The 20,095-nt window shown below is 68.6% G+C and carries 20 protein-coding genes; 2 read left to right on the top strand and 18 right to left on the bottom strand.

Translation table 11 applies throughout. From position 1 onward, the window contains the following. Positions 1-27: 27 nt before the first annotated feature. The 16 genes from ybgF to aspS all read right to left on the bottom strand — a co-directional run bounded on the left by ybgF (position 28) and on the right by aspS (position 14,386). Positions 28-840, bottom strand: coding sequence for a tol-pal system protein YbgF (gene ybgF, locus HEP74_RS05685; protein ID WP_185815576.1), 813 nt, complete (start codon positions 838-840; stop codon positions 28-30). Positions 841-843: 3 nt separating this feature from the next. Beyond that, positions 844-1,362 (bottom strand): peptidoglycan-associated lipoprotein Pal, encoded by a 519-nt coding sequence (gene pal, locus HEP74_RS05680; RefSeq protein WP_185815575.1) that lies wholly within the window; start codon positions 1,360-1,362, stop codon positions 844-846. Positions 1,363-1,433: 71 nt separating this feature from the next. Then, positions 1,434-2,753 carry a Tol-Pal system beta propeller repeat protein TolB gene (gene tolB, locus HEP74_RS05675; RefSeq protein WP_185815574.1) on the bottom strand — a complete coding sequence of 440 codons (1,320 nt, stop codon included), beginning with the start codon at positions 2,751-2,753 and terminating at the stop codon, positions 1,434-1,436. Positions 2,754-2,981: 228 nt separating this feature from the next. Further along, positions 2,982-3,983 carry a cell envelope integrity protein TolA gene (gene tolA, locus HEP74_RS05670; protein ID WP_058362288.1) on the bottom strand — a complete coding sequence of 334 codons (1,002 nt, stop codon included), beginning with the start codon at positions 3,981-3,983 and terminating at the stop codon, positions 2,982-2,984. Continuing rightward, positions 3,973-4,410, bottom strand: a complete 438-nt coding sequence (tolR, locus tag HEP74_RS05665) for a protein TolR (RefSeq protein WP_179566534.1) — start codon at positions 4,408-4,410, stop codon at positions 3,973-3,975. Before tolR ends, tolA begins: the two co-directional genes overlap by 11 nt. 40 nt (positions 4,411-4,450) lie before the next feature. Next, entirely contained in the window at positions 4,451-5,227 is a 777-nt protein-coding gene (gene tolQ, locus HEP74_RS05660) for a protein TolQ (RefSeq protein ID WP_003478956.1), read from the bottom strand. After that, entirely contained in the window at positions 5,224-5,724 is a 501-nt protein-coding gene (gene ybgC / locus HEP74_RS05655) for a tol-pal system-associated acyl-CoA thioesterase (RefSeq protein ID WP_524540769.1), read from the bottom strand. Before ybgC ends, tolQ begins: the two co-directional genes overlap by 4 nt. Beyond that, positions 5,721-6,755 carry a Holliday junction branch migration DNA helicase RuvB gene (gene ruvB / locus HEP74_RS05650; RefSeq protein ID WP_185815573.1) on the bottom strand — a complete coding sequence of 345 codons (1,035 nt, stop codon included), beginning with the start codon at positions 6,753-6,755 and terminating at the stop codon, positions 5,721-5,723. The genes ybgC and ruvB overlap by 4 nt, the downstream gene beginning before the upstream one ends. Before the next feature lie 131 nt (positions 6,756-6,886). Then, the gene (locus HEP74_RS05645; protein WP_179566537.1) at positions 6,887-8,806 is read right to left on the bottom strand and encodes a potassium transporter Kup; all 1,920 of its coding nucleotides are present in this window, start codon (positions 8,804-8,806) and stop codon (positions 6,887-6,889) included. A 52-nt stretch (positions 8,807-8,858) separates the two neighbouring features. Continuing rightward, the gene (gene ruvA / locus HEP74_RS05640) at positions 8,859-9,443 is read right to left on the bottom strand and encodes a Holliday junction branch migration protein RuvA (RefSeq protein WP_179566538.1); all 585 of its coding nucleotides are present in this window, start codon (positions 9,441-9,443) and stop codon (positions 8,859-8,861) included. Between the two features lie 124 nt (positions 9,444-9,567). Further along, a complete protein-coding gene (gene ruvC, locus HEP74_RS05635) occupies positions 9,568-10,080 on the bottom strand; it encodes a crossover junction endodeoxyribonuclease RuvC (RefSeq protein WP_185816517.1) in 513 nt (170 codons plus the stop codon). Positions 10,081-10,222: 142 nt separating this feature from the next. Beyond that, entirely contained in the window at positions 10,223-10,954 is a 732-nt protein-coding gene (locus tag HEP74_RS05630) for a YebC/PmpR family DNA-binding transcriptional regulator (protein WP_185815572.1), read from the bottom strand. An 82-nt stretch (positions 10,955-11,036) separates the two neighbouring features. Beyond that, the gene (locus HEP74_RS05625; protein WP_185815571.1) at positions 11,037-11,723 is read right to left on the bottom strand and encodes an esterase/lipase family protein; all 687 of its coding nucleotides are present in this window, start codon (positions 11,721-11,723) and stop codon (positions 11,037-11,039) included. Then, positions 11,695-12,006, bottom strand: coding sequence for an I78 family peptidase inhibitor (locus HEP74_RS05620; RefSeq protein ID WP_185815570.1), 312 nt, complete (start codon positions 12,004-12,006; stop codon positions 11,695-11,697). Before HEP74_RS05620 ends, HEP74_RS05625 begins: the two co-directional genes overlap by 29 nt. 94 nt (positions 12,007-12,100) lie before the next feature. Then, positions 12,101-12,625, bottom strand: a complete 525-nt coding sequence (locus HEP74_RS05615; RefSeq protein WP_185815569.1) for a GNAT family N-acetyltransferase — start codon at positions 12,623-12,625, stop codon at positions 12,101-12,103. Between the two features lie 3 nt (positions 12,626-12,628). Further along, positions 12,629-14,386, bottom strand: coding sequence for an aspartate--tRNA ligase (gene aspS / locus HEP74_RS05610; protein WP_185815568.1), 1,758 nt, complete (start codon positions 14,384-14,386; stop codon positions 12,629-12,631). Positions 14,387-14,545: 159 nt separating this feature from the next. Here aspS and HEP74_RS05605 point away from each other — a divergent pair, with 159 nt between their 5' ends. Then, positions 14,546-15,514: a DUF3011 domain-containing protein gene (locus HEP74_RS05605; protein WP_185815567.1), complete on the top strand. Its 969-nt coding sequence runs from the start codon at positions 14,546-14,548 to the stop codon at positions 15,512-15,514. A 113-nt stretch (positions 15,515-15,627) separates the two neighbouring features. Here HEP74_RS05605 and HEP74_RS05600 read toward each other — a convergent pair whose 3' ends face one another. Together HEP74_RS05600 and HEP74_RS05595 are read right to left on the bottom strand one after the other, a co-directional pair. Further along, complete coding sequence (locus tag HEP74_RS05600) at positions 15,628-15,963, bottom strand: FmdB family zinc ribbon protein (RefSeq protein ID WP_185815566.1); 336 nt, start codon at positions 15,961-15,963, stop codon at positions 15,628-15,630. Between the two features lie 143 nt (positions 15,964-16,106). Next, entirely contained in the window at positions 16,107-17,357 is a 1,251-nt protein-coding gene (locus HEP74_RS05595; protein ID WP_185815565.1) for a cation:proton antiporter, read from the bottom strand. 322 nt (positions 17,358-17,679) lie between these two features. On the opposite strand from HEP74_RS05595, the gene HEP74_RS05590 reads away from it, so the two are divergent. Further along, on the top strand, positions 17,680-20,070 hold the full coding sequence (locus HEP74_RS05590) for a TonB-dependent receptor (protein ID WP_185815564.1): 2,391 nt from the start codon (positions 17,680-17,682) through the stop codon (positions 20,068-20,070). Positions 20,071-20,095 lie beyond the last annotated feature (25 nt).

Here is a 20,095-nt window from a genome sequence, read left to right as displayed (position 1 = left end):
GCGACGATGGCGGCAGCGTTCGGGGGCTCAGCGCAGCTGCTGGCCGATGCGGATCGACTGCAGGCGGTCCTGCGCGGTGCGCGCGGCATCCGATCCCGGATACTGGCTGATCACCTGCTGGAGGGTCTGCTCGGCATCCTGGGCGCGGCCTTCGCCGTACTGGGACAGGCCCAGCTTGAGCAGGGCGCCGGAGGCCTTGTCGTGGGTCGGGTAGCGGCCGATCAGGTCGCGGAACTGCGCCTCGGCCAGCGGGAAATTCTTGGTGGCGTAATAGCTCTCGCCCAGCCAATACAAGGCATTGGGGGCGTAGACGCCGTTCGGGTACAGCTCGAGAAAGCTCTGGAACAGATTCGCCGAGTCGGCGTATTTGCCGGCCTTCAGCGCATCAAAGGCGACGTTGTAGCTGGTGCGCTCGTCGCCGCTGGCGGCGAGCGTGCCGGCGTCGCCATGCACCGACGGCGGCCGTTCGGAAACGGCGGCAGCCGGCTTGGCAGCGGGTGCGGAAGCGGCGGGTGCGGCAGCCCCAGCCGGCGGCAACGGCGGCGTCGCGCCACCCTCGATCCGGTTCAGGCGGCCGTCCAGGTCCAGATACTGGTCCTTGGCGCGCTGCTTGAGTTGTTCGTTATCGTGCTGCAACTGCTCGATCGTGGCTTCCAGCGACTGCACCTGCGTCCGCAGCTGGTTGAGCTGGTTCAGCATGTCGGTGTTGCCCTGGGTGTTCATTGCCTGCTGCTCGAGCGCGGACACGCGATCGGCAAGACTTGCGCGCTGCGCATGAGCCGGCGCGGCGGCCACCAGGGCCGCCGCGACGATCATCGATGTGAGGACACCGATACGCATCTATTACTGAGCCGTGTACACGATCTCGACGCGGCGGTTCTGCGACCAGCAGGACTCGCCCGACTCGGTGCACACCGGACGCTCTTCGCCGTAGCTGACCACGGTCAGCTGCGCAGCCGAACCGCCGGCAGCCTGCAGCGCCGAAGACACGGCGTTGCCACGACGCTCGCCCAGGCCCATGTTGTACTCGCGCGCACCGCGCTCGTCGGCATTGCCCTGCAGGGTGATGCGCGAGGACGGACGGTCACGCAGGTACTTCGCGTGGCAGGCCATGATCGCCTGGAACTCCGGCTTCAGCGAGTCCTGGTCCAGATCGAAGTAGACCACGCGCTGGCGCAGGCAAGCATCGGTATCCAGATCGCCCGGGCCGTACAGGCCGGAGGTCGACGGGCCGGTCGGGGTGGTGGAACCGGTGGTGCCGGTGGTGTCGGTCTGGGGAACTTCCTTGACCTTCTTGGAGCAGCCGGCCAGAGCTGCAACGGACAACAGCGAAACAAGCAGTACGCGGGTGGTCTTGTTCATGGGGATACCTATATGGCTCCTGAGCCGAAAGGGGGTTCAACGCAGCGAAATATTAACATCAAACTTACGTGTCAACGCGCAGTCCGATACGGCGACCACGACGGCTCGCGCACGTCGCCGTCGGCCAGGACCAGGCGCTGGCGCACGCGGGCATCGGCCGAGACCGCGTAAAGCACCCCTCGCCCGCCTTCGCGGGCGGCGTACAGGACCATGCTGGCGTTCGGGGCGAAGCTCGGCGATTCGTCCAGCGACCCCGTAGACAATGTGCTCCAGCGCGGCGAACCCAGGCTGCGGTCCATCATTGCGATCTTGTAGGTGTTGCCACTGCCCTGGGCGACGGCGATCTTGTTGCCGTCGAAGGACACGCTGGCGGTGGCGTTGTAGTTGCCCTGGAAGGTCACCCGGTTGGCGCTGCCGCCGGTCGCCGCCACCTGGTAGATCTGCGGCCGGCCGCCGCGATCGGAGGTGAAGTAGATGCTGCTGCCGTCCGGCGCCCAGGTCGGCTCGGTGTCGATGCCGAAGTGGTTGGTCAGTTGGGTCAGCTGCTTGCTGCCCAGGTCCATCACGTAGATCTCCGGGTTGCCGCTGCGCGACAGCGCCAGGGCCAGCTTGCGGCCGTCCGGCGAGAACGAGGGCGCGCCGTTGATGCCACGGAAGCTGGACACCAGCTGGCGGGCGCCGGTGGAGATGTCCTGCAGGTAGATCGAGGAGTTGCCGCGCTCGAAGCTCACGTAGGCCAGCTTCTTGCCGTCCGGGCTCCAGTTCGGCGACAGCAGCGGTTCGGCCGAGCGCACGATGGTCTGCGGGTTGTAGCCGTCGGAGTCGGCGACCATCAGCGCATAGCGCATGGCGCCGCCCTTGCCGCTGGCGGTGACGTAGGCGATGCGGGTCCAGAACGCGCCGCGCACGCCGGTGATCTTCTCGTAGATCGCATCGGCCATCTGGTGCGCCACGTCGCGCATCGCGCTGGCGCGCGCGGTCATCGCCAGGCCGAGCATGCGCTCGCCCTTGGCCACGTTGAACAGTTCGTACTCGACCCGGTAGGTGCCCTCGCCGGCATCCATCACCCGGCCGGCGACCAGGTAATCCTGCTTCAGCGCGCGCCAGGTGGCGTACTGCACTTCGCTGCCGCGGGTCGGGCGCTCGACGATCTGCGCCTCGGGCAGGTTGCGGAACTGGCCGGAACGGTCCAGGTCGGCGCGGACCACCGCGGACACGTCGGTGGACGGTGCGGCCGCCGAACCCTGGTAGGGCATCGGCACGACGGTGATCGGGGTCGCCGACGCGTTGCCGCCGACGATGTCGATTTCCAGGCCCTTGTCCTGAGCGGAGGCGGCCAAGGGGAGCAACAGGGCAGTCAGGACGGCAAGCCAGCGCGGCAGTTTCTTCATGGGTCGCTCAGCGGTACTCGGGAAGGCGCAAGAGATAGCAATGCGCGGGTGAACGTATTCGCAATCATGAACCATCGAGGTGTGAAGCCGATGGCAGGAAGCGTGGATTATCGCCTATCGCACCGCCGCCCGGGGAGTTCCCGGACCTCGCCAGGCCCAGACGCGGGCTTTTTGGACCCGGGACAGGGGCGTACGCATCCCGAATCCCCAATCCCGAATCCCGGCTTCTCAGCGATCCTGCGCAGTGAAGTTGAAGGTCAGGTCGCGCGCGAACACCGATTCGAAGCCCCGGTACGGCAGCGGCTGCGCCCGCAGCACCGCGGCCTCGATCGAGCGTCGGCCCGCTTCGTCGTAGGGACAGTCGGGGCTGACCTTGGCCTCGATCACCTGCCCGCCGACGATCTGCTTGATCGCGATCTTGCACTTCTGCCCCAGCGGCACCGAATCCGGGCGCACCCACTGGCTCAGCACCGCCTGCTGGATCGCCGCGGCGTACTTGGCCGACAGGTCGGTATTGGTGCCGTTCTGCCCGGGCGCGGCCTGCGGCGTGGACGCGGCGGTGGCCGAGGCCTGCTTGGCGCGCACGTCGGCCAACTGACGCAGCTTCTGCTCGGCCAGCTTGGCTTCGCGATCGGCCTGCTCGCGCTGCTTGCGGATGTCGGCGATCTTCTTCTGCCGCTCCTCTTCCTGCTGCGCGGCCAGGCGCTGCTTCTGCTCGGCCTCCTGCTGGCGCTTCTGCTCGGTCAGGTCGATCTGCTCCTGGCGGCGCTTGGCTTCCTGCTCCTGCTTCTCTTTTTCCTGCGAGATCGCGGTGCGGCTGGCGCGGTCCTGGTCGACCTTGTCCGGCACCGGGATGAAGTCCTGCGCTTTCTGCTGCTGCTCGGTCGGCGCCTGCTGCGGCTTGGGCACGGGCACCGGTTGCGGCGGCGGCACGGTGTCGTCCTCGGCGACGTCCTTGACCGGTTCGGGCAGCGGTTCGGGCAGGGGCTTGGGCGCATCCTGCACCGCCTTCTGCGCCGAACGCACGTCGGCGGCCGACACGACCAGCGAGGCCTCGACCATCGGCGAACCCGCCGCCGGCTCCACCTCGCGCACCGGCGACCACCACCAGGCAAGGAAGAACAGCAGCCCGAGCAGCACGTGCACGGCCAGCGCGAGGAGCACGCCGACGATCAGGCCCTGGTCGCTGTCCTGTTCGCGGGGCGGTCGGGAATCGGCTTCAGCGTGCATTGGTACCGGGCTGGCTCATCAGGCCCACCTTGGGAACGCCGGCCTGCTGCAGCATGACCATGGTGTCCATGACCAGCTGGTAGTTGGAATTGCCGGGCGCGGCGACGAACACCGGCACATCCTTGTTCTGGCTGACGAAGGCCTGCATCTTCGCCTTCAGTTCCGGCGCGCCGATCTTCTCCGGCTTGCCGTCCTGCAGGGTCAGCGTGTAGCGGCCCTCGGCGTCGACGCTGACGATCACCGGGTCCTTCTTGCTTTCCACCGAGCGCGCGGTGGAATCGGGCAGGTCCACGTCCACGCTCAGGCTGAGCAGCGGCGCGGTGACCATGAAGATGATCAGCAGCACCAGCATCACGTCGATGTACGGCACGACGTTGATCTCGGACTTGAGCTTGCGGCGTTTGCGGCGGGAAATGGCGGCAGTCATGCGGGAATCCTGGGGTCGTGGGCGGAGCGCGCGGCGGCGCTCAGTCGCCGCTGGCCTGGCGCTGCAGGATGGAGCTGAACTCTTCGGAGAAGGTCTCGAAGCGCACCGCCATCCGCTCGACCCGGGTGGTGAAGCGGTTGTACGCCCACACCGCCGGGATCGCCACGAACAGGCCGATGGCGGTGGCGAACAGCGCCTCGGAAATGCCCGGCGCGACCGCGGCGATGCCCGCCTGCTGGCCGCTGTTGAGCATGTCGTGCATGGTCACCATGATGCCGAACACGGTGCCCACCAGGCCGACGTACGGCGCGGTGGAACCGATGTTGGCGAGCAGTTCCAGATTGCGCTCCAGGCGGTCCACTTCGCGCGCATAGGTGGCGCGCATCGCCCGCTGCGCGCCTTCCAGCTGGATGCGTGCGTCGAGCTTGCGCTTGTCGCGCAGGCGGGTGAATTCGCGGAAACCGGCCTCGAAGATCGCCTCCAGCCCGCCGACCACGCGGTTGCGGTCGGCCGCCCCGGCGTAGAGCTTGGTCAGGTCGGTGCCGGACCAGAAGCGGTTCTCGAAGTCGTCCGCGTCGCGGTTGGCCTGCTTGAACACCCGCGCCTTGCGGAAAATGATCACCCAGCTGATCAGCGAGCCGAGCAGCAGCAGCAGCACGATCACCTTGACCGGCAGGCTGGCCTTGATCAGCAGATCCAGGTAGTTGATGCCGCCATGGGCGGCGGTGCTGGCGACGGCCTGCGCGGCGGTCTGGGTCACGTCCTGCGGTAGCGCCTCCGCCACCGTGTCCTGCAGGGCCAGGAGCAATGCGATCATCCGTCGTTCCTCAGTAATGCTGCTTCAGTGATTTCGAGAGCTTTCAAAATGTCGTACAACGCGTCGTCCATGCCGCGCGGGCGGAAACTGCCGGCGCCCAGCGCCGCCACCTTCACCTGCGCGCGCAACAGCAACTCGCCGTCGCGATGGATCGACTGCGCGAACAGCAGGCTGGCGCGCTTGCACTGGGTCAGCGCGACGCCGACCTGCAGCGTATCGTCCAGGTGGGCCGGGCGCAGGAAGTCGAGTTGCATCGCGCGCACCGCGAACACCAGATCGTGCTGCAGGCGCAGGCGTTCCTGTCCGTAGCCCAGCGCGCGCAGCCACTCCGTGCGCGCCCGCTCCAGAAAGGCGACGTAGCGTGCATGGTAGACCACGCCACCGGCGTCGGTATCTTCCCAGTAGATGCGTGTCGGCCAACTGAATAGAGGCTGGGATTCGGGATTCGGGATTGGGGATTCGCCGAGCAAAGGCGGGTCCTGATGGCTCGCGGTCAAAACAGCGCCCCCATATCCCCAATCCCCATTCCCGAATCCCGCTTGGGCGGCAAGCCCAAGTGCAGATATGCCTTGTTGGTCGCCATGCGCCCGCGCGCGGTGCGGATCAGGTAGCCCTGCTGGATCAGGTAGGGCTCGATCACGTCTTCCAGGGTGCCGCGCTCTTCCGACAGCGAGGCGGCCAGCGACTCGACCCCGACCGGGCCGCCGTCGAAGTAGTCGATGATGGTGCGCAGCAGGCGCCGATCCAGGTCGTCGAAGCCTTCCGGGTCGACCCCGAGCATCTGCATCGCCGCCTGCGCGACGGCCAGGTCGATCAGCCCGCCGGCGCGGACCTGGGCGAAATCGCGGACCCGCCGCAGCAGCCGGTTGGCGATGCGCGGGGTGCCGCGCGCGCGCCGCGCGATCTCCGCGCAGCCGTCGGCGTCGCAGGCGATGCCGAGGATGGCGGCGGAACGGCGCACGATCTTGCCCAGTTCTTCCGGGGTATAGAACGCCAGGCGCTGCACGATACCGAAGCGGTCGCGCAGCGGCGCGGTCAGCAGGCCGGCGCGGGTGGTGGCGCCGATCAGGGTGAACGGCGGCAGGTCGATCTTGATCGAGCGCGCGGCCGGGCCCTCGCCGATCATGATGTCGATCTGGAAGTCTTCCATCGCCGGATACAGCACTTCCTCGACCACCGGCGACAGGCGGTGGATCTCGTCCACGAACAACACGTCGTGCGGCTGCAGGTTGGTCAGCAGCGCCGCCAGGTCGCCGGCCTTCTCGATCACCGGGCCCGAGGTCGCGCGCAGGTTGACCCCCAGCTCGTTGGCGATGACATGACTGAGCGTGGTCTTGCCCAGGCCCGGCGGCCCGAAGATCAGCACATGGTCCATCGCCTCGCCGCGTGCCTTGGCCGCTTCGATATAGATCGACAGCTGCTCGCGCACCGGCTGCTGGCCGAGGTAGTCGGCCAGCCGCTTGGGCCGGATGCTGGCCTCGACCGCGTCGTCTTCGCGGGTGGCGCTGCTGGCGATGATGCGGTCCATTTAGAGCCGGGATTGGGGAATCGAGATTCGGGATTGGTAGCGCAATAGTATCGACTGCAGGACGGCTTCGGCGCTATGGCCTTGACCAATCCCGAATCTCCAATCCCCAATCCCGGCCGCCGCAGGCGGCTTCAGATCTCCACCTGCGCCCCCAGCTCCACCAGCCGGTTGCCGGGGATGCGGAAGAATCCGGTGGCCGGGGCGGCGTTGCGGTGCATGACCGCGAACAGCTTGTCGCGCCAGATCGGCATGCCGCGGTTGGCGCTGGCGACGATGGTCTCGCGGCTGGCGAAATAGGTGGTGTCCATCGGGTCGAAGTAGATGCCGCCCTGGTCGCAGGAGCGCATCAGCGCCAGCGGCACGTCGGGCGTTTCCATGAAGCCGAAGCGCACGATCACCCGGTAGAACTCGTCGCCGATGGCGTCCATCTTCAGCCGCTGCTTGGCCGAGGCATACGGCACCGGCAAGGTCTCCACGGTCAGGAACACGTTGCGCTCGTGCAGCACCTTGTTGTGCTTGAGGTTGTGCATCAGCGCATGCGGCACCACGGTCGCGTCGGCGGTCAGGAACACCGCGGTGCCCGGCACGCGCACCGGCGGCGCCAGCATCAGCCCGGGCAGGAAGCTGTCGATCTGGATGCCGTCCTTGCGGATCTCTTCGCGCAACAGCTCGCGGCCGCGGCGCCAGGTGCGCATCATGGTGAACATCACGATGCCCAGCGCCACCGGGAACCAGGCGCCCTGCAGCAGCTTGGCGCCGTTGGCGATCAGGAACGCGGCGTCGATGACGAAGAACACCACGCACAGCGGCAGCACCCAGTTGCGCCAGCGCGGCCACAGCGCGCGCGCCACCAGCGCCAGCAGCAGGGTGTCGATCAGCATCGTCGCCGACACCGAGATGCCGTAGGCCACCGCCAGGTTGGTGGAACTGCGGAAGATCAGCACCAGCGCGATCACCATCACCATCAGCAGCCAGTTGATGCCGGGGATGTAGATCTGGCCGATGGTGTCGTGCGAGGTGTGCTTGATCAGCATGCGCGGGATGTAGCCCAGCTGCATCGCCTGGCGCGCGATCGAGAACGCGCCGGTGATCACCGCCTGCGAGGCGATCACCGCCGCCAGCGTGGCCAGCACGATCATCGGATACAGCGCCCAGCCGGGCACCGCCTCGAAGAACGGGTTCTTCAGCGCCGACGGATGCTTGAGCACCAGCGCGCCCTGCCCCAGGTAGTTCAGCACCAGGCACGGCAGCACGAAGAAGTACCAGGCATGGCGGATCGGGCGCGCGCCGAAGTGGCCCATGTCCGCGTACAGCGCCTCGCCGCCGGTCACCGCCAGCACCACCGCGCCCAGGATCCACACCCCGTGCCAGCCGTGGTCGAGGAAGAAGCGGATCGCCCACCACGGATTGAACGCCTTCAGCACTTCCGGCGCGTCGACGATGTTCCAGATGCCGATCGCCGCCAGCGACAGGAACCACAGGCAGGTGATCGGGCCGAACACCTTGCCGACCTTCTCGGTGCCGAAGCGCTGGCCCAGGAACAGGATCACCAGCACCACCACGGTGATCGGCACGATGAACGCGTGCAGCCCCGGCGCGGCCACCTCCAGGCCTTCGACCGCGCCCAGCACCGAGATCGCCGGAGTGATCACGCCGTCGCCGAAGAACAGCGAGGCGCCGAAGATGCCGAGGATGCCGACCACGTAGGCCGAGCGCGAGCCCTTGCGCATGGTGCGCTGGGTCAGCGCCATCAGCGCCATGATGCCGCCCTCGCCCTCGTTGTCGGCGCGCATGATGATGGTGACGTACTTCAGCGTGACCACGATCATCAGCGACCAGAACGCCAGCGACAGCACGCCGAGCACGGTGTCGTGGTCGCTGCTCAGGCCGTAGTGCGGCGAGAACGCTTCCTTGAGCGTGTACAGCGGGCTGGTGCCGATGTCGCCGAACACCACGCCGATGGCGCCGATGATCAGCGCAAAGCCGGCTTTTCCATGCGAGGCATCGGCCGAATGGCCGGAGCCGGGGGACGGAGCGGGAGTGGTGGACATGTGGGGATCAGGTTAGCGCCGCGAGGCGTGAAGAAGGAGGTACGGCGCGCGGTCAGCGCAACGCGGCCTGCAAGGCCTTGCGGATCACGCTGGCGACCTCGTCGCCGTCGGCGGCGGCATCGCGCGCCATCTTCGCCGCTTCGGCCGGCTTGTAACCGAGCTGCTGCAGCGCCACGGTGGCCTCGGACACCGCATCGGTGCCGAGCTGGCCGGTGACCGGCGCGCCGCCGCTGAAGTCCGCGGCACGGTCGCGCAGCTCCACCACCATGCGCTCGGCGGTCTTCTTGCCGATGCCTGGGATGCGGGTCAGCGCGGTGACGTCGGCGCTGGTGACCATGCGCGCGAACTCGTCCACGCTGACCCCGGACAGCACCGCCAGCGCGATCTTGGCGCCGATCCCGGTGACCCGCTGCACGTCGCGGAACAGGCGCCGCTCGCCCTCGCGCAGGAAGCCGTACAGCGACACGCTGTCTTCCTTCTGCGCGTAGTGGGTGAACAGGATCACGTCGCGGCCGACGTCGGGCAGGTCGTAGAAGGTGCTCATCGGCGCCTCCAGCTCATAGCCGACCCCGCCCACGTCGATCACCAGCCACGGCGGCTGCTTGTAGGCGAGGATGCCGCGCAGACGGCCGATCATTGGGCGCCTCGTGCGAGGCGCCGGGATTGGGGATTGGGGATTGGGGATTGGGTACAGCCGCGCGCAGGCGCAGGCACCCCGCTCTTACGAATCCCGAATCCCGAATCCCGAATCCCTGCTCCACTCATTTCCTGCTCCAAGCCTGTTGCGTACTGACGCCCAGGCGCTGCGCGGTGGCGCGCACGTGGGCATGGGTGATGGCCACCGCCAGCGCATCGGCGGCGTCGGCCTGCAGTTTTCCGGTCAGGCTCAGCATCAAACCGACCATATGTTGCACCTGCTGCTTCTCGGCCGCACCCTTGCCGACGATGGCCAGCTTGATCTCCTTGGCCGCGTACTCGTGCACCGGCAGGTCGCGCAGCACCACCGCGCAGATCGCCGCGCCGCGCGCGTGGCCGAGCTTCAGCGCCGCGTCGGCGCTCTTGCCCATGAACACCCGCTCGATCGCCACTTCCTGCGGCTGGTATTCCTCGATCAGCGCGCCCAGCCCGTGCAGCAGGCGCTTCAGCCGCTGCGAGAAGTCGCCCTCGCCGAGCAACAGCAGCGGCGCGTGGTGGACATGGGTGGTGCGACCGCTGCCGTCGATGTCGATGATGCCCACGCCGGTGCGCTGCGAGCCCGGATCGATGCCGAGGATGCGGACTTTTGCGGGACTCGAAGCGCTGGCGACACGGCCGGCTTGCGCGGGTACGCCCCGGGGCGCCGGCGATCCGTCGGGCCCCGTCGACTCGCTGTTCCGAGTCCCGAGTCCCGGGTCCCGAGTCCCGGCCGTCGCCATATCAGCCGCCACTCAACGCGGACTGATCGGCATTGGAATAGACCGCCTGCACATCGTCCAGGTCTTCCAGCATGTCCAGCAGCTTGCGCACCTGCAGCGCGGTATCGCCTTCCACCGCGATGTCGTTGTCGGCACGGAAGCTGAGCTCGGCGTGGTCGGCGGCCAGGCCGGCGGCCTGCATCGCGTCCTTGACCGCGTGGAACGCGTCCGCCGAGGTCAGCACGTCGATCGCGCCGTCCTCCGGATACACCACGATGTCGTCGGCGCCGGCCTCGATCGCCGCTTCGGTGATGGTTTCCTCGTCGGCACCGGCGGCGAAGCTGAGCACGCCCAGGCGCTTGAACATGAACGCCACAGAGCCTTCGGTACCCATGTTGCCGCCGCACTTGCTGAAGGCGTGGCGCACGTCGGCCACGGTGCGCACGCGGTTGTCGGTCAGGCAATCGACGATCACCGCAATCCCGCCCGGCGCATAGCCCTCGTAGCGGATCTCCTCGTACTCCACCCCTTCCAGCTCGCCGGTGGCTTTCTTGATCGCGCGCTCGATCACGTCCTTGGACATGTTCGAGGCCAGACCCTTGTCCATCGCCACGCGCAGGCGCGGGTTGTTGGACGGGTCGCCGCCGCCGGCGCGCGCGGCGACGCCGATCTCGCGGATGATCTTGGTGAAAATCTTGCCGCGCTTCGCATCGGATGCGTTCTTGCGGGCTTCGATCGAGGGGCCTCTACCCATGGGGCGTTCCGGACATCAGTAAGGACAAGCGGCGGATTTTACTCGATTGCGCCGCCGCGCCCGCATCGGCGACGCGCCCCGCTCAGGCGGCGAAGCGGCCGTGGCGCAGGAACGCGGCGGTCTGGCGCGCGGCCAGCGGCGAGAACAGCAGGCCGCTATGGCTGGCGCGCACCAGGCAATGGTCGTGCAGGCCCGGCACGCGGGTCTCGGCCAGGGCCACGGTGCCGTCCGATTCCGGCCCGAGCGCGGCGATGCGGTTGCCCAGCCCCAACGCGACGCTGCCGGCCACCATGCCGACCGCGGCGCGACCGTCCCAGTGTCCGAGACCCTGCTGCAGCAAGGCCGCGCTGCGCCCGAGAGCCACGCCGAGGCCGCGTCGCAGCAGCGTCTGCGCCACCGCGCTGCCGGCCAACGGCGCGCCCAGGCACACCACCCGGGTCACCGGCAACTGCGGCGCCTGGCGCAAGGCCTGCAGCGCGATCAGCCCGCCCAGGCTGTGCCCGACCAGCGCCACCGGCCCCTGCTGCGCCAGGCGCTGGATCCGCTGCTGCAACCGCGGCAGCGCCGCCTCGGCGCCGCCGAACGCGGTCGAATAGCCGAAGCTGGCGACCCGGAAACCATCGCGGCGCAGGCGCCAGGCCAGCGGCCCGAGCCAGACGCGGCCGTTCCAGATCCCATGCAGCAACAGGACCTGCGGCAAGGGGTCGACCGCGGCGTCCGCGGCAAGCGTGCGCCCGGCCTCAGCCACAGGTGATGCGGACGATGGCATTGGACGCATCCACGAACACGTTGAGCCGGTCCGGGCGCAGGTCGCGTGTCGTGGCCTGGCCGGGGGCGATCGGCCGCAGCTGGCCGGCGCCGCTCTCCTGGCGGACCCGCGCCAGGGTCGCCTCGGTCGCGACCTGACCGACCGCCCACGCCACCGGCTCGGCCTGGCAGCGGCCATCGCCCTGCACCGCCGGCCCGCTACTCGCCGATTGCAATGAAGCGGTTGGCGCGCACGCGGCCAGCAGCGGCAGCAAGGCGGCGGCGCATTTCATCAGTCGCGACATGGCGATCTCCTGTCAGGGACGGAGGAGTGGCCAGTTTACTGCGTCCCGCCACCAGCCCTGCCCGTTCGGCCATGCACTCGGCACGCCACGTGGACTACGCCGTCTGCGGCACGCGACGCAGGATGAACTCCAGGTCGCGGGTCTGCCCGACCGGGAATTCGTAGGTGCCGACCTTCTCGAAGCCGTAGCGCGCGTAGAAGCGCTGCGCGCCGAAGTTTTCCGACCACACGCCGATCCACAGCGTGCGCGGGCCTTCGCGTTCCAGCCAGGCCAGCGCGGTTTCGAACAGGCGGCTGCCCCAGCCGCTGTTCTGGTGCGAACGCAGCAGATACAGCCGTTTCAGTTCGCCGTCGCCGGGCTGCACCTCGGCATGCGGCAGGCCGCAGGGGCCGGCCGCGGCATGGCCCACCGCCACGCCGTCGTCTTCCAGCAGCCAGATCGCGTAGTCGGGATGCTGCAGGATCGTGCGCTGCCGCGCCGCGGTGTAGTGCTCGTCGAGAAACCCGTGCAGGTCTTCCGGCGAATACAGGTGGCCGAACGTTTCCGTAAAAGTGGCCGCGGCCAGCGCAGCCAGCGTGGCGGCGTCGTCCGGCGTGGCTTGGCGGATCGCCAATGCCATCGCTCAGCCCTGCACCGGCTTGGCGCGCACCTGCACGTGCACTTCGGCCAGCTGCGCGTCGGCGATCGGCGACGGCGCGTCGGTCATCAGGTCCTGCGCGCCGGTGGTCTTGGGGAACGGGATCACATCGCGGATCGATTCGGTGCCGGCCATCAGCGCGGCGATGCGGTCGATGCCGAAGGCGATGCCACCGTGCGGCGGCGCGCCGTAGTTCAGCGCGTCGAGCAGGAAGCCGAACTTGGCGCGCGCTTCCTCGGCGCCGATGCCGAGCAGTTCGAACACCGCACTCTGCATTTCCGGGCGGTGGATACGGATCGAGCCGCCGCCGATCTCGTTGCCGTTGAGCACCATGTCGTAGCCGCGCGACACCGCGGTCCTGGCATGCGTGCGCAGCTGCGCGATGTCGTCCACCGCCGGCGCGGTGAAGGGGTGATGCAGGGCGACGTAGCGCTGCGCTTCATCGTCCCATTCGAACATCGGAAAATCGGTGACCCACAGCGGCGCCCAGCCCTGCGCGACCAGGCCGAAGTCCTTGCCGGCCTTCAAGCGCAGCGCGCCCATGAAGTCGGAGACCTTGTTGTAGCCGCCGGCGCCGAAGAACACGATGTCGCCGTTGCCGGCGCCGACGTGCGCGACCAATGCGGCGAAAGCTTCTTCGGAAAAGAACTTGGCGATCGGCGAGCTGATTTCGCCGGTCTCCGACAACTTGATGTAGGCCAGCCCCTTGGCGCCGTACTTGGCCGCGTGCGCGGCGTAGTCGTCGATCTGCTTGCGCGACAGCGTGGCGCCGCCAGGAATGCGCAGCGCGGCGACGCGGCCGTCGACATCGTTGGCAGCAGCGGTGAACACCGGGAACTCGCTGGACTTGACCAGCTCGGCCACGTCGACCAGTTCCAGGCCGATACGCAGGTCCGGCTTGTCCGAGCCGAAGCGGCGCATCGCCTCGGCCCAGGTCATGCGCGGGAATTCGGCAGCGAGCTCCACGTCCACTACTTCCTTGAAGATGTGGCGGATCATCTGTTCCACCGCGTCCTGCACGTCGCGTTCGCGCACGAACGCGAACTCCATGTCGAGCTGGGTGAACTCGAGCTGGCGGTCGGCGCGCAGCGCCTCGTCGCGGAAGCAGCGCGCGATCTGGTAGTAGCGGTCGAAGCCGGCCACCATCAGGATCTGCTTGAACAGCTGCGGGCTCTGCGGCAAGGCGTAGAACTCGCCCGGATGCATGCGCGCCGGCACCAGGAAGTCGCGCGCGCCTTCCGGGGTGGCCTTGGTCAGGATCGGGGTTTCGATGTCCTGGAAGCCGCGCTCGTCCAGGTAGCGGCGCAGCCCCTGCACCAGCTTGATGCGGGTGCGCTGCATGCGCTGCATCTCCGGGCGGCGCAGATCCAGGTAGCGGTACTTCAGGCGGGTTTCCTCGCCCGGGTTCTCGTGCGCATGGAACGGCAGCGGCGCGGCCTTGTTGAGGATGGTGATGCGGGTGGCGATCACCTCGACCTTGCCGCTGCGCAGCTTGTCGTTGACCGCGTGCCGCGCGCGCACCACGCCTTCCACCTGCAGCACGTCCTCGTAGCCCAGCGAGGCGGCGACCGCGAACACCTCCGCTCTCTCCGGCTCCACCGTCACCTGCACGATGCCCTCGTGGTCGCGCAGGTCGATGAAGCAGACCCCGCCGAGATTGCGGGCGACATCGGTCCAGCCGGCCAGGGTGACGGTTTGGCCGATCAGGGTCTCGTCGACCAGGCCGCAGAAGTGGGTACGCATCGCAAACTCCAAGGTGGGGCCGCCGGCGCAGAACGCGCCGGCAAGCCGGATATTCTGCGGCGCGGCGCCGGCCCGGGCAAATCCGGCCGCAACTCACCTGGCCTTAAGTTTCCGTGAGGCTATAGTCCGCCCACAGTCACGGGCGTCGGAGGGGACCCAATGTTGAAGCAACTGAGCGGTTGGTTGTTGGTGGCCGGGCTGGCCTTGGCCAGCGGGCCGGTGGCCGCGCAGAGCGCGCGCGCCTATGCGCCGGAGGACCTGCGGCAGCTGTCGGTGCCGAGCCGGGTGCGGGTGATCGAGCGCGAATACGCCGACCAGACCCGCGGACGGCAGATCCCCGACGACCAGTTGGAGTTCTACCTGGACCAGGTCGACCGCGGCTGGGGCTTCGGCCGCATCCAGCAGGACATCTCCACCTCGCTGCGCGGCAGCAGCGGCCAGTGGCGGCCGCAGCCTGGCTTCAACGCGCAGACCATCGCCTGCTCCAGCAACGACCGCAAGCGCCGCCAGTGCGCGACGCCGTTCCGCGGCCGCGCGCGGCTGGTCGGCGCGTTGTCGGATTCGCCGTGCATCGAGGGCCAGACCTGGGGCTCCGGCCCCGGCGTGGTGTGGGTGGACCGCGGCTGCCGCGGCCGCTTCGCCGAAGGTCGCGGTGGTTGGGGCGACGGCGGCGGCCCCGGGCCGGGTCCTGGCCCAGGTCCCGGCCCGGGCGGCACCATCCGCTGCGAGAGCCAGGACCAGCGCCAGCGCGTCTGCAACACCGGCTGGCGCAATGCGGTGCTGGTGCGGCAGCTGTCCGACACCCGCTGCATCGAAGGCCGCAGCTGGGGCCAGCGCGACGGCGCGGTGTGGGTGGACGATGGCTGCCGCGGCGAGTTCGCCGAAGGCAGGGGCGGTGGCGGTGGCGGCTGGGGTCCGGGGCGCCCGCCGTCCGGCAGCGATTACTCGGTGACCTGCAGCAGCGACGACAAGCGCCTGCGCAGTTGCGCCTGGGACCGCCGCCAGGGCCGCCCGGCGGTGATCCAGCAGTTGTCCGGCACCACCTGCGTCGAAGGCCGCAACTGGGGCTACGAGGGCAATGCGGTGTGGGTCAAGGAAGGCTGCCGGGCCCGCTTCGGCGCCCGCTAAGATCTCAGGCAGAAACGCGAACGGCCCGGAGGCGACTCCGGGCCGTTCGCATTTTCGGGACGCCCCGCCCCGGGAAGCCCCAATTCGGGACGCCCCGCTCCGGGACGCCGCGCTCAGGTGGCAGCGGGCTTGGCGGCCGGTGCCGGCGTGGCCGCAGGTGCTGCGGCAGGCTTGGCCGCGCTGTCGGTGGAGGCGGCCGCGGCGGCCGGCTTGGCCTCGCCGGCGCTGCCGCTGCCGGATTCGGCCAGGTTGCGCTTCTTGTCGCCGTCCTTCTTGAAGTCGGTCTCGTACCAGCCGCTGCCGGACAGGCGGAACGACGGCGCGGTCAGCTGGCGCTTGATCGCGGGAGCGCCGCACGACGGACAGGCCTCGGGATCGGGATCGGACAGTTTCTGCAGGCGGTCGAAGCTGTGACCGCACTCGGCGCATTGGAAGGCATAGATCGGCATGGCGGCAAAAACGCGAAAGGAACGGAGGCAGCCAGTATGGGGCCCGGGCGCCGGCTTTCAAGCGATACCGGCGCCTGGCGCCCGGGCCTGCATTCTCCAGTCGGCCGCGACGCCGCCGCGCGGGCTCTGGAACCGCGGGCAGCTCAAACGGCCGGCTGCGGCAACCCCGGCCGCGGCGGATCGACTGGGGCTGCCGCAGGATCTTCTGCAGCCGGCGCCTCGAGCAGGCTTTGGGCCGGTGCCGCCGGCAGCGGCGCGGCCTCGACCGGGTCCACGTCGAACGGCATGCGCAACAACAGCGACGGCAGCAGCGTGCTCAGCGCCGCATACAGCAGCAGCGCGCCGAACAGCGCATCGGCGATGGCGAAGCGCTCTCGCAGGATCGCGGCCAGCACCAGGGTGAAGATCAGGGTCGGCGCCAGCGCCAGCGACACCCGCAGGCTGCTGCGCGCGTCCTCGCCGAACAGCAACCGCCGCTGCAGCCAGACGATACCGATGCGCAACGGCAGCACGCACGCGGTCAGCGCCAGGCCCAGTCCCAGCGCCTGCAGGCTCAATGCCCCGCTCGGCACCTTGGTGCCGGCATTGAAGAAGTAGAACGGCACGAAGAACGAGGCGAACAGGCGCACCGCGTGCAGGTTCTCGTCGGAGGCCAGCAGCGGCATGCGCTGGCGCAGCAGGCGCGCGACCAGCCCGGCGATGAACGCGCCGACCAAGTAGTACACGCCCAGCGAATAGGTGATGTAGGCGGCGATCAGCCCGACCATCACCAGCAGCGAGAACTCCGACCCGGGCGCCTGCGGCGCCACCCAGCGTCCCAGCGCCACGAACAGCAGCGGCAGGCCGACCAGCATCGCCAGCAAGGCCAGACTGGACAAGCCCATCCGCCAGGGATCGCCGGCCTGCAGGATCACGAACAACGCCGCCAGCGCCAGCAATTCGCCGGCGATGGCCTTGCTGGTGACCCAGAAGCGCTCATCCTCGCTGAGCCCGAGCCGGCCCAGCGAATCGATGATGAAGCCGGTGGACGGGGTCAGCAGGGCAAGCGCCAGCAATCCGGCCGCCTGCCACGGCAGCGCGGCGTAGCGCCAGGCCAGCCAGCCGACCCCGACCAAGGTGCCGCCGCGCACCAGCAGATGTAGCAGCAGCGGCCACAGCCCGCGGCGCAACGCCTTCGGGTCCACCTCCAGCCCGGCGAACAGGAACAGCGAGGAGATGCCGAGCGTGGCCAGCAGCGCGATCACCGCATCGTGCGCGCGCTCGCCCATCGCCAGCATCGCGACGATGCCGAACAGCAGGCAGGTCAGCGGCGCCGGCAGCTTGAAGCGTTGCAGCGCGCGCGGGATCACCAGCAGGGCAAAGATCAGCAGCAGGTAGATCAGTTCGTGGCTCATCGGGCAGTGCGTCCATCGAGGGGGGCCACCGGCGGCAGCGGCGCCAATGATGCCGCGCGGCGTGCGTGAGTGCCGTTACGGCGCACCGGCGCCAGCACCGGCACCTGCCCCGACCTGCCGTGCGCGCAGGCGGCAAGGCCCGCGTGGCGCCGGCTGCATCGGCAGCGACGATGCGTGCCCGCTCCCCTCGCCACGAGTACGCGCACCGCTTATGCCGTCTTTCGGATACGCGCACTAAATGGCGCCTGCCGCAAACAGGCAGTCACACACACGCAACCATGTGTCGACACCATCACAGCCCCCACACAAGCGTTCACCCTTGATGAATTTTCCGAAAAGTTTCCGTGCTCCGCGGCGCACGACACTCGCCCTGCTACTGTCGGCGATGGTCGCCCACGCCCAGGCCGCCAACGACGCCAGCGCTCCCGCCGCCGATGCCGATGCCGATGCGCAGGTCTCAACCCTGGACCAGGTGCAGGTCGTCGGCCAAGCCACCACCTACGCCAAGACCAGCGTCAGCAAGGAGATGCTGGACCGCCAGTTCGCGATGGGCAGCGTCAACGACGTGCTCAACGAACTGCCCGGGGTGATCGTGACCGAGGCCGATGCGTTCGGCTCCTCCGACTGGGGCACGCAGATCAGCATGCGCGGCTTCGTCAGCAACCGCGATACGCAGCAGATCGGCACCACCATCGACGGCCTGCCCAACGGCGGCTCGGCCTATGGCGGCGGCTCCAAGGCCAACCGCTTCATCGACACGCTGGATCTGGAAACGGTCGAAGTCAGCCAGGGCACGGCCGACATCGCGTCGCGCTCCAACGAAGCGCTGGGCGGCACGCTCAACTACCTGACCGGCGAACCGCTCGATGCGCAGCGCGTGCGCATGGCAGTGGGCATCGGCGACAACGATGCGCGCAAGTACTACGCGCGCTACGACACCGGCCTGATCGGCAGCAGCAAGGCCTGGATCAGCGCCTCGCACAGCAGCAACACCGATTGGATCGACGGCAGCGGCCACACTACCCGCGATCATCTCGCCGGCAAGTTCGACAGCGACCTGGGCGCGTGGAAGCTCAGCGGCTACCTGTCCTACGACGACGCCGACGAATCCGAGTACAGCAGCGTCACCCCCGAGCAGTTCGCGCGCGATCCCGAGCACGACCTGCTGACCGGCACCCTCACCGGCATTCCATATCTGGACCAGAACTACCGTTCCGGCTCGCGCGCGCTGCGCAAGAACACCTTCGGCTACCTGCGCGGCGCGTTCGACGGCGGCAATGGCTTCAAGGCCACCCTCGCCGGCTACGCGCACCGCATGGAAGGCCGCGGCGACTGGATCCCGCCGTACCTGGTGGACGTGACCGACGACGGCAGCGGCAAGCCCGAATCCGAATACACCGGCGGACGCACCGTCTACGGCGGCAGCGACCTGGGCAAGATCTACTTCGTCACCCCCACCGGCGCGGCGGCGACGATGCTGGCCGGCTGCAGCGGCAGCGCGACGGTGCCGGCCGAGTCGAATGCGGCCTGCTACCCGGCTGGCTCGCAGGCGGTGCAGTCCTACCGTCACAGCCACTACGACAACGACCGCGCCGGCTTCACCGCCGATGCAGAATGGCGCACCGACCTGGGCGCGATCGACAACACCGTGCGCAGCGGCGTGTGGCTGGAAAAATACCAGCGCAGCGTCACCCGCGACTGGCACCGCTTGCTCGATGTCGGCAGCAACATCGCCTTCGACCACGTGCCGTACTGGGTGCAGTTCAAGGACAACTACGACACCGACGAGCGCATGTACTACGCGGAAGACGTGATGCGCTACGGCAACTTCGCCTGGCGCGTGGGCGTCAAGCAGTTCTTCGTCGACCAGACCCGCGACCGCCGCATCGGCGACAGCGAACACGTCGAGTCGGACTCGCATTCCGATCCGCTGTTCTCCGCCGGCCTGACCTGGACCACCCCGGTGAAGGGCCTGGAAGCCTTCGCCGGCTACTCGCAGAACTTCGCCGCGATTCCCTCCGGCGTACTCGGCGAGACCGACCCGGTGGCGCTGAGCCGGGTCAAGCCGGAGACCGCCGACAACATCGAGCTGGGCCTGCGCATGAGCCGCTGGCCGCTGACCGGCAGCGTCACCGTGTACGACATCCGCTTCGACAACCGCATCGTCTACGTGCCGGCCAACTTCGTCAGCGGCATCGATTATCTCGGCGAGACCGACGGCGTCTACGAGAATTTCGGCGGCGTGCATGCGCGCGGCGTGGAAGCGGCGCTGGGCTACGGCTGGGACAACGGCTGGCGGGTCAACGGCGCCTACACCTTCAACAAGGCGACCTACCTGGGCAGCGGCGACGCGGCGCGCGACACGGCATTGGAGATCACCCCCGGCTCGCAGGTGATCGGCCAGCCACGCAACACCTTGGTGGCCTCGGCCGACTGGCAGGGCCAGGCCTGGGCGTTCGGCATCTCCGGGCACTACCTCGGCAAGCGCTACCTGGATGCGTCCAACAGCAACAGCCTGGACGGCGTCACCACCTTCGACGCGCACCTGGGCCTGAGCCTGTCGCAGCTGTCGGCGCAGCTGCAGGGCCTGAAGCTGGACCTCAACGTCAGCAACCTCGCCGACAAGCGCTACCTGGAAGGCGTGGACGGCAGCGACAGCGCGTTCATCGCCGCACCGCGCACGGTCGGCCTGACCCTGACGCTGGATCTGTAATCGCGCAGCCGCCATGCTGCGTCCT

This window comes from Xanthomonas sp. SS (genome assembly GCF_014236835.1).
GTDB lineage: Bacteria > Pseudomonadota > Gammaproteobacteria > Xanthomonadales > Xanthomonadaceae > Xanthomonas_A.
This window is presented reverse-complemented; position numbering and strand designations above follow the sequence as displayed.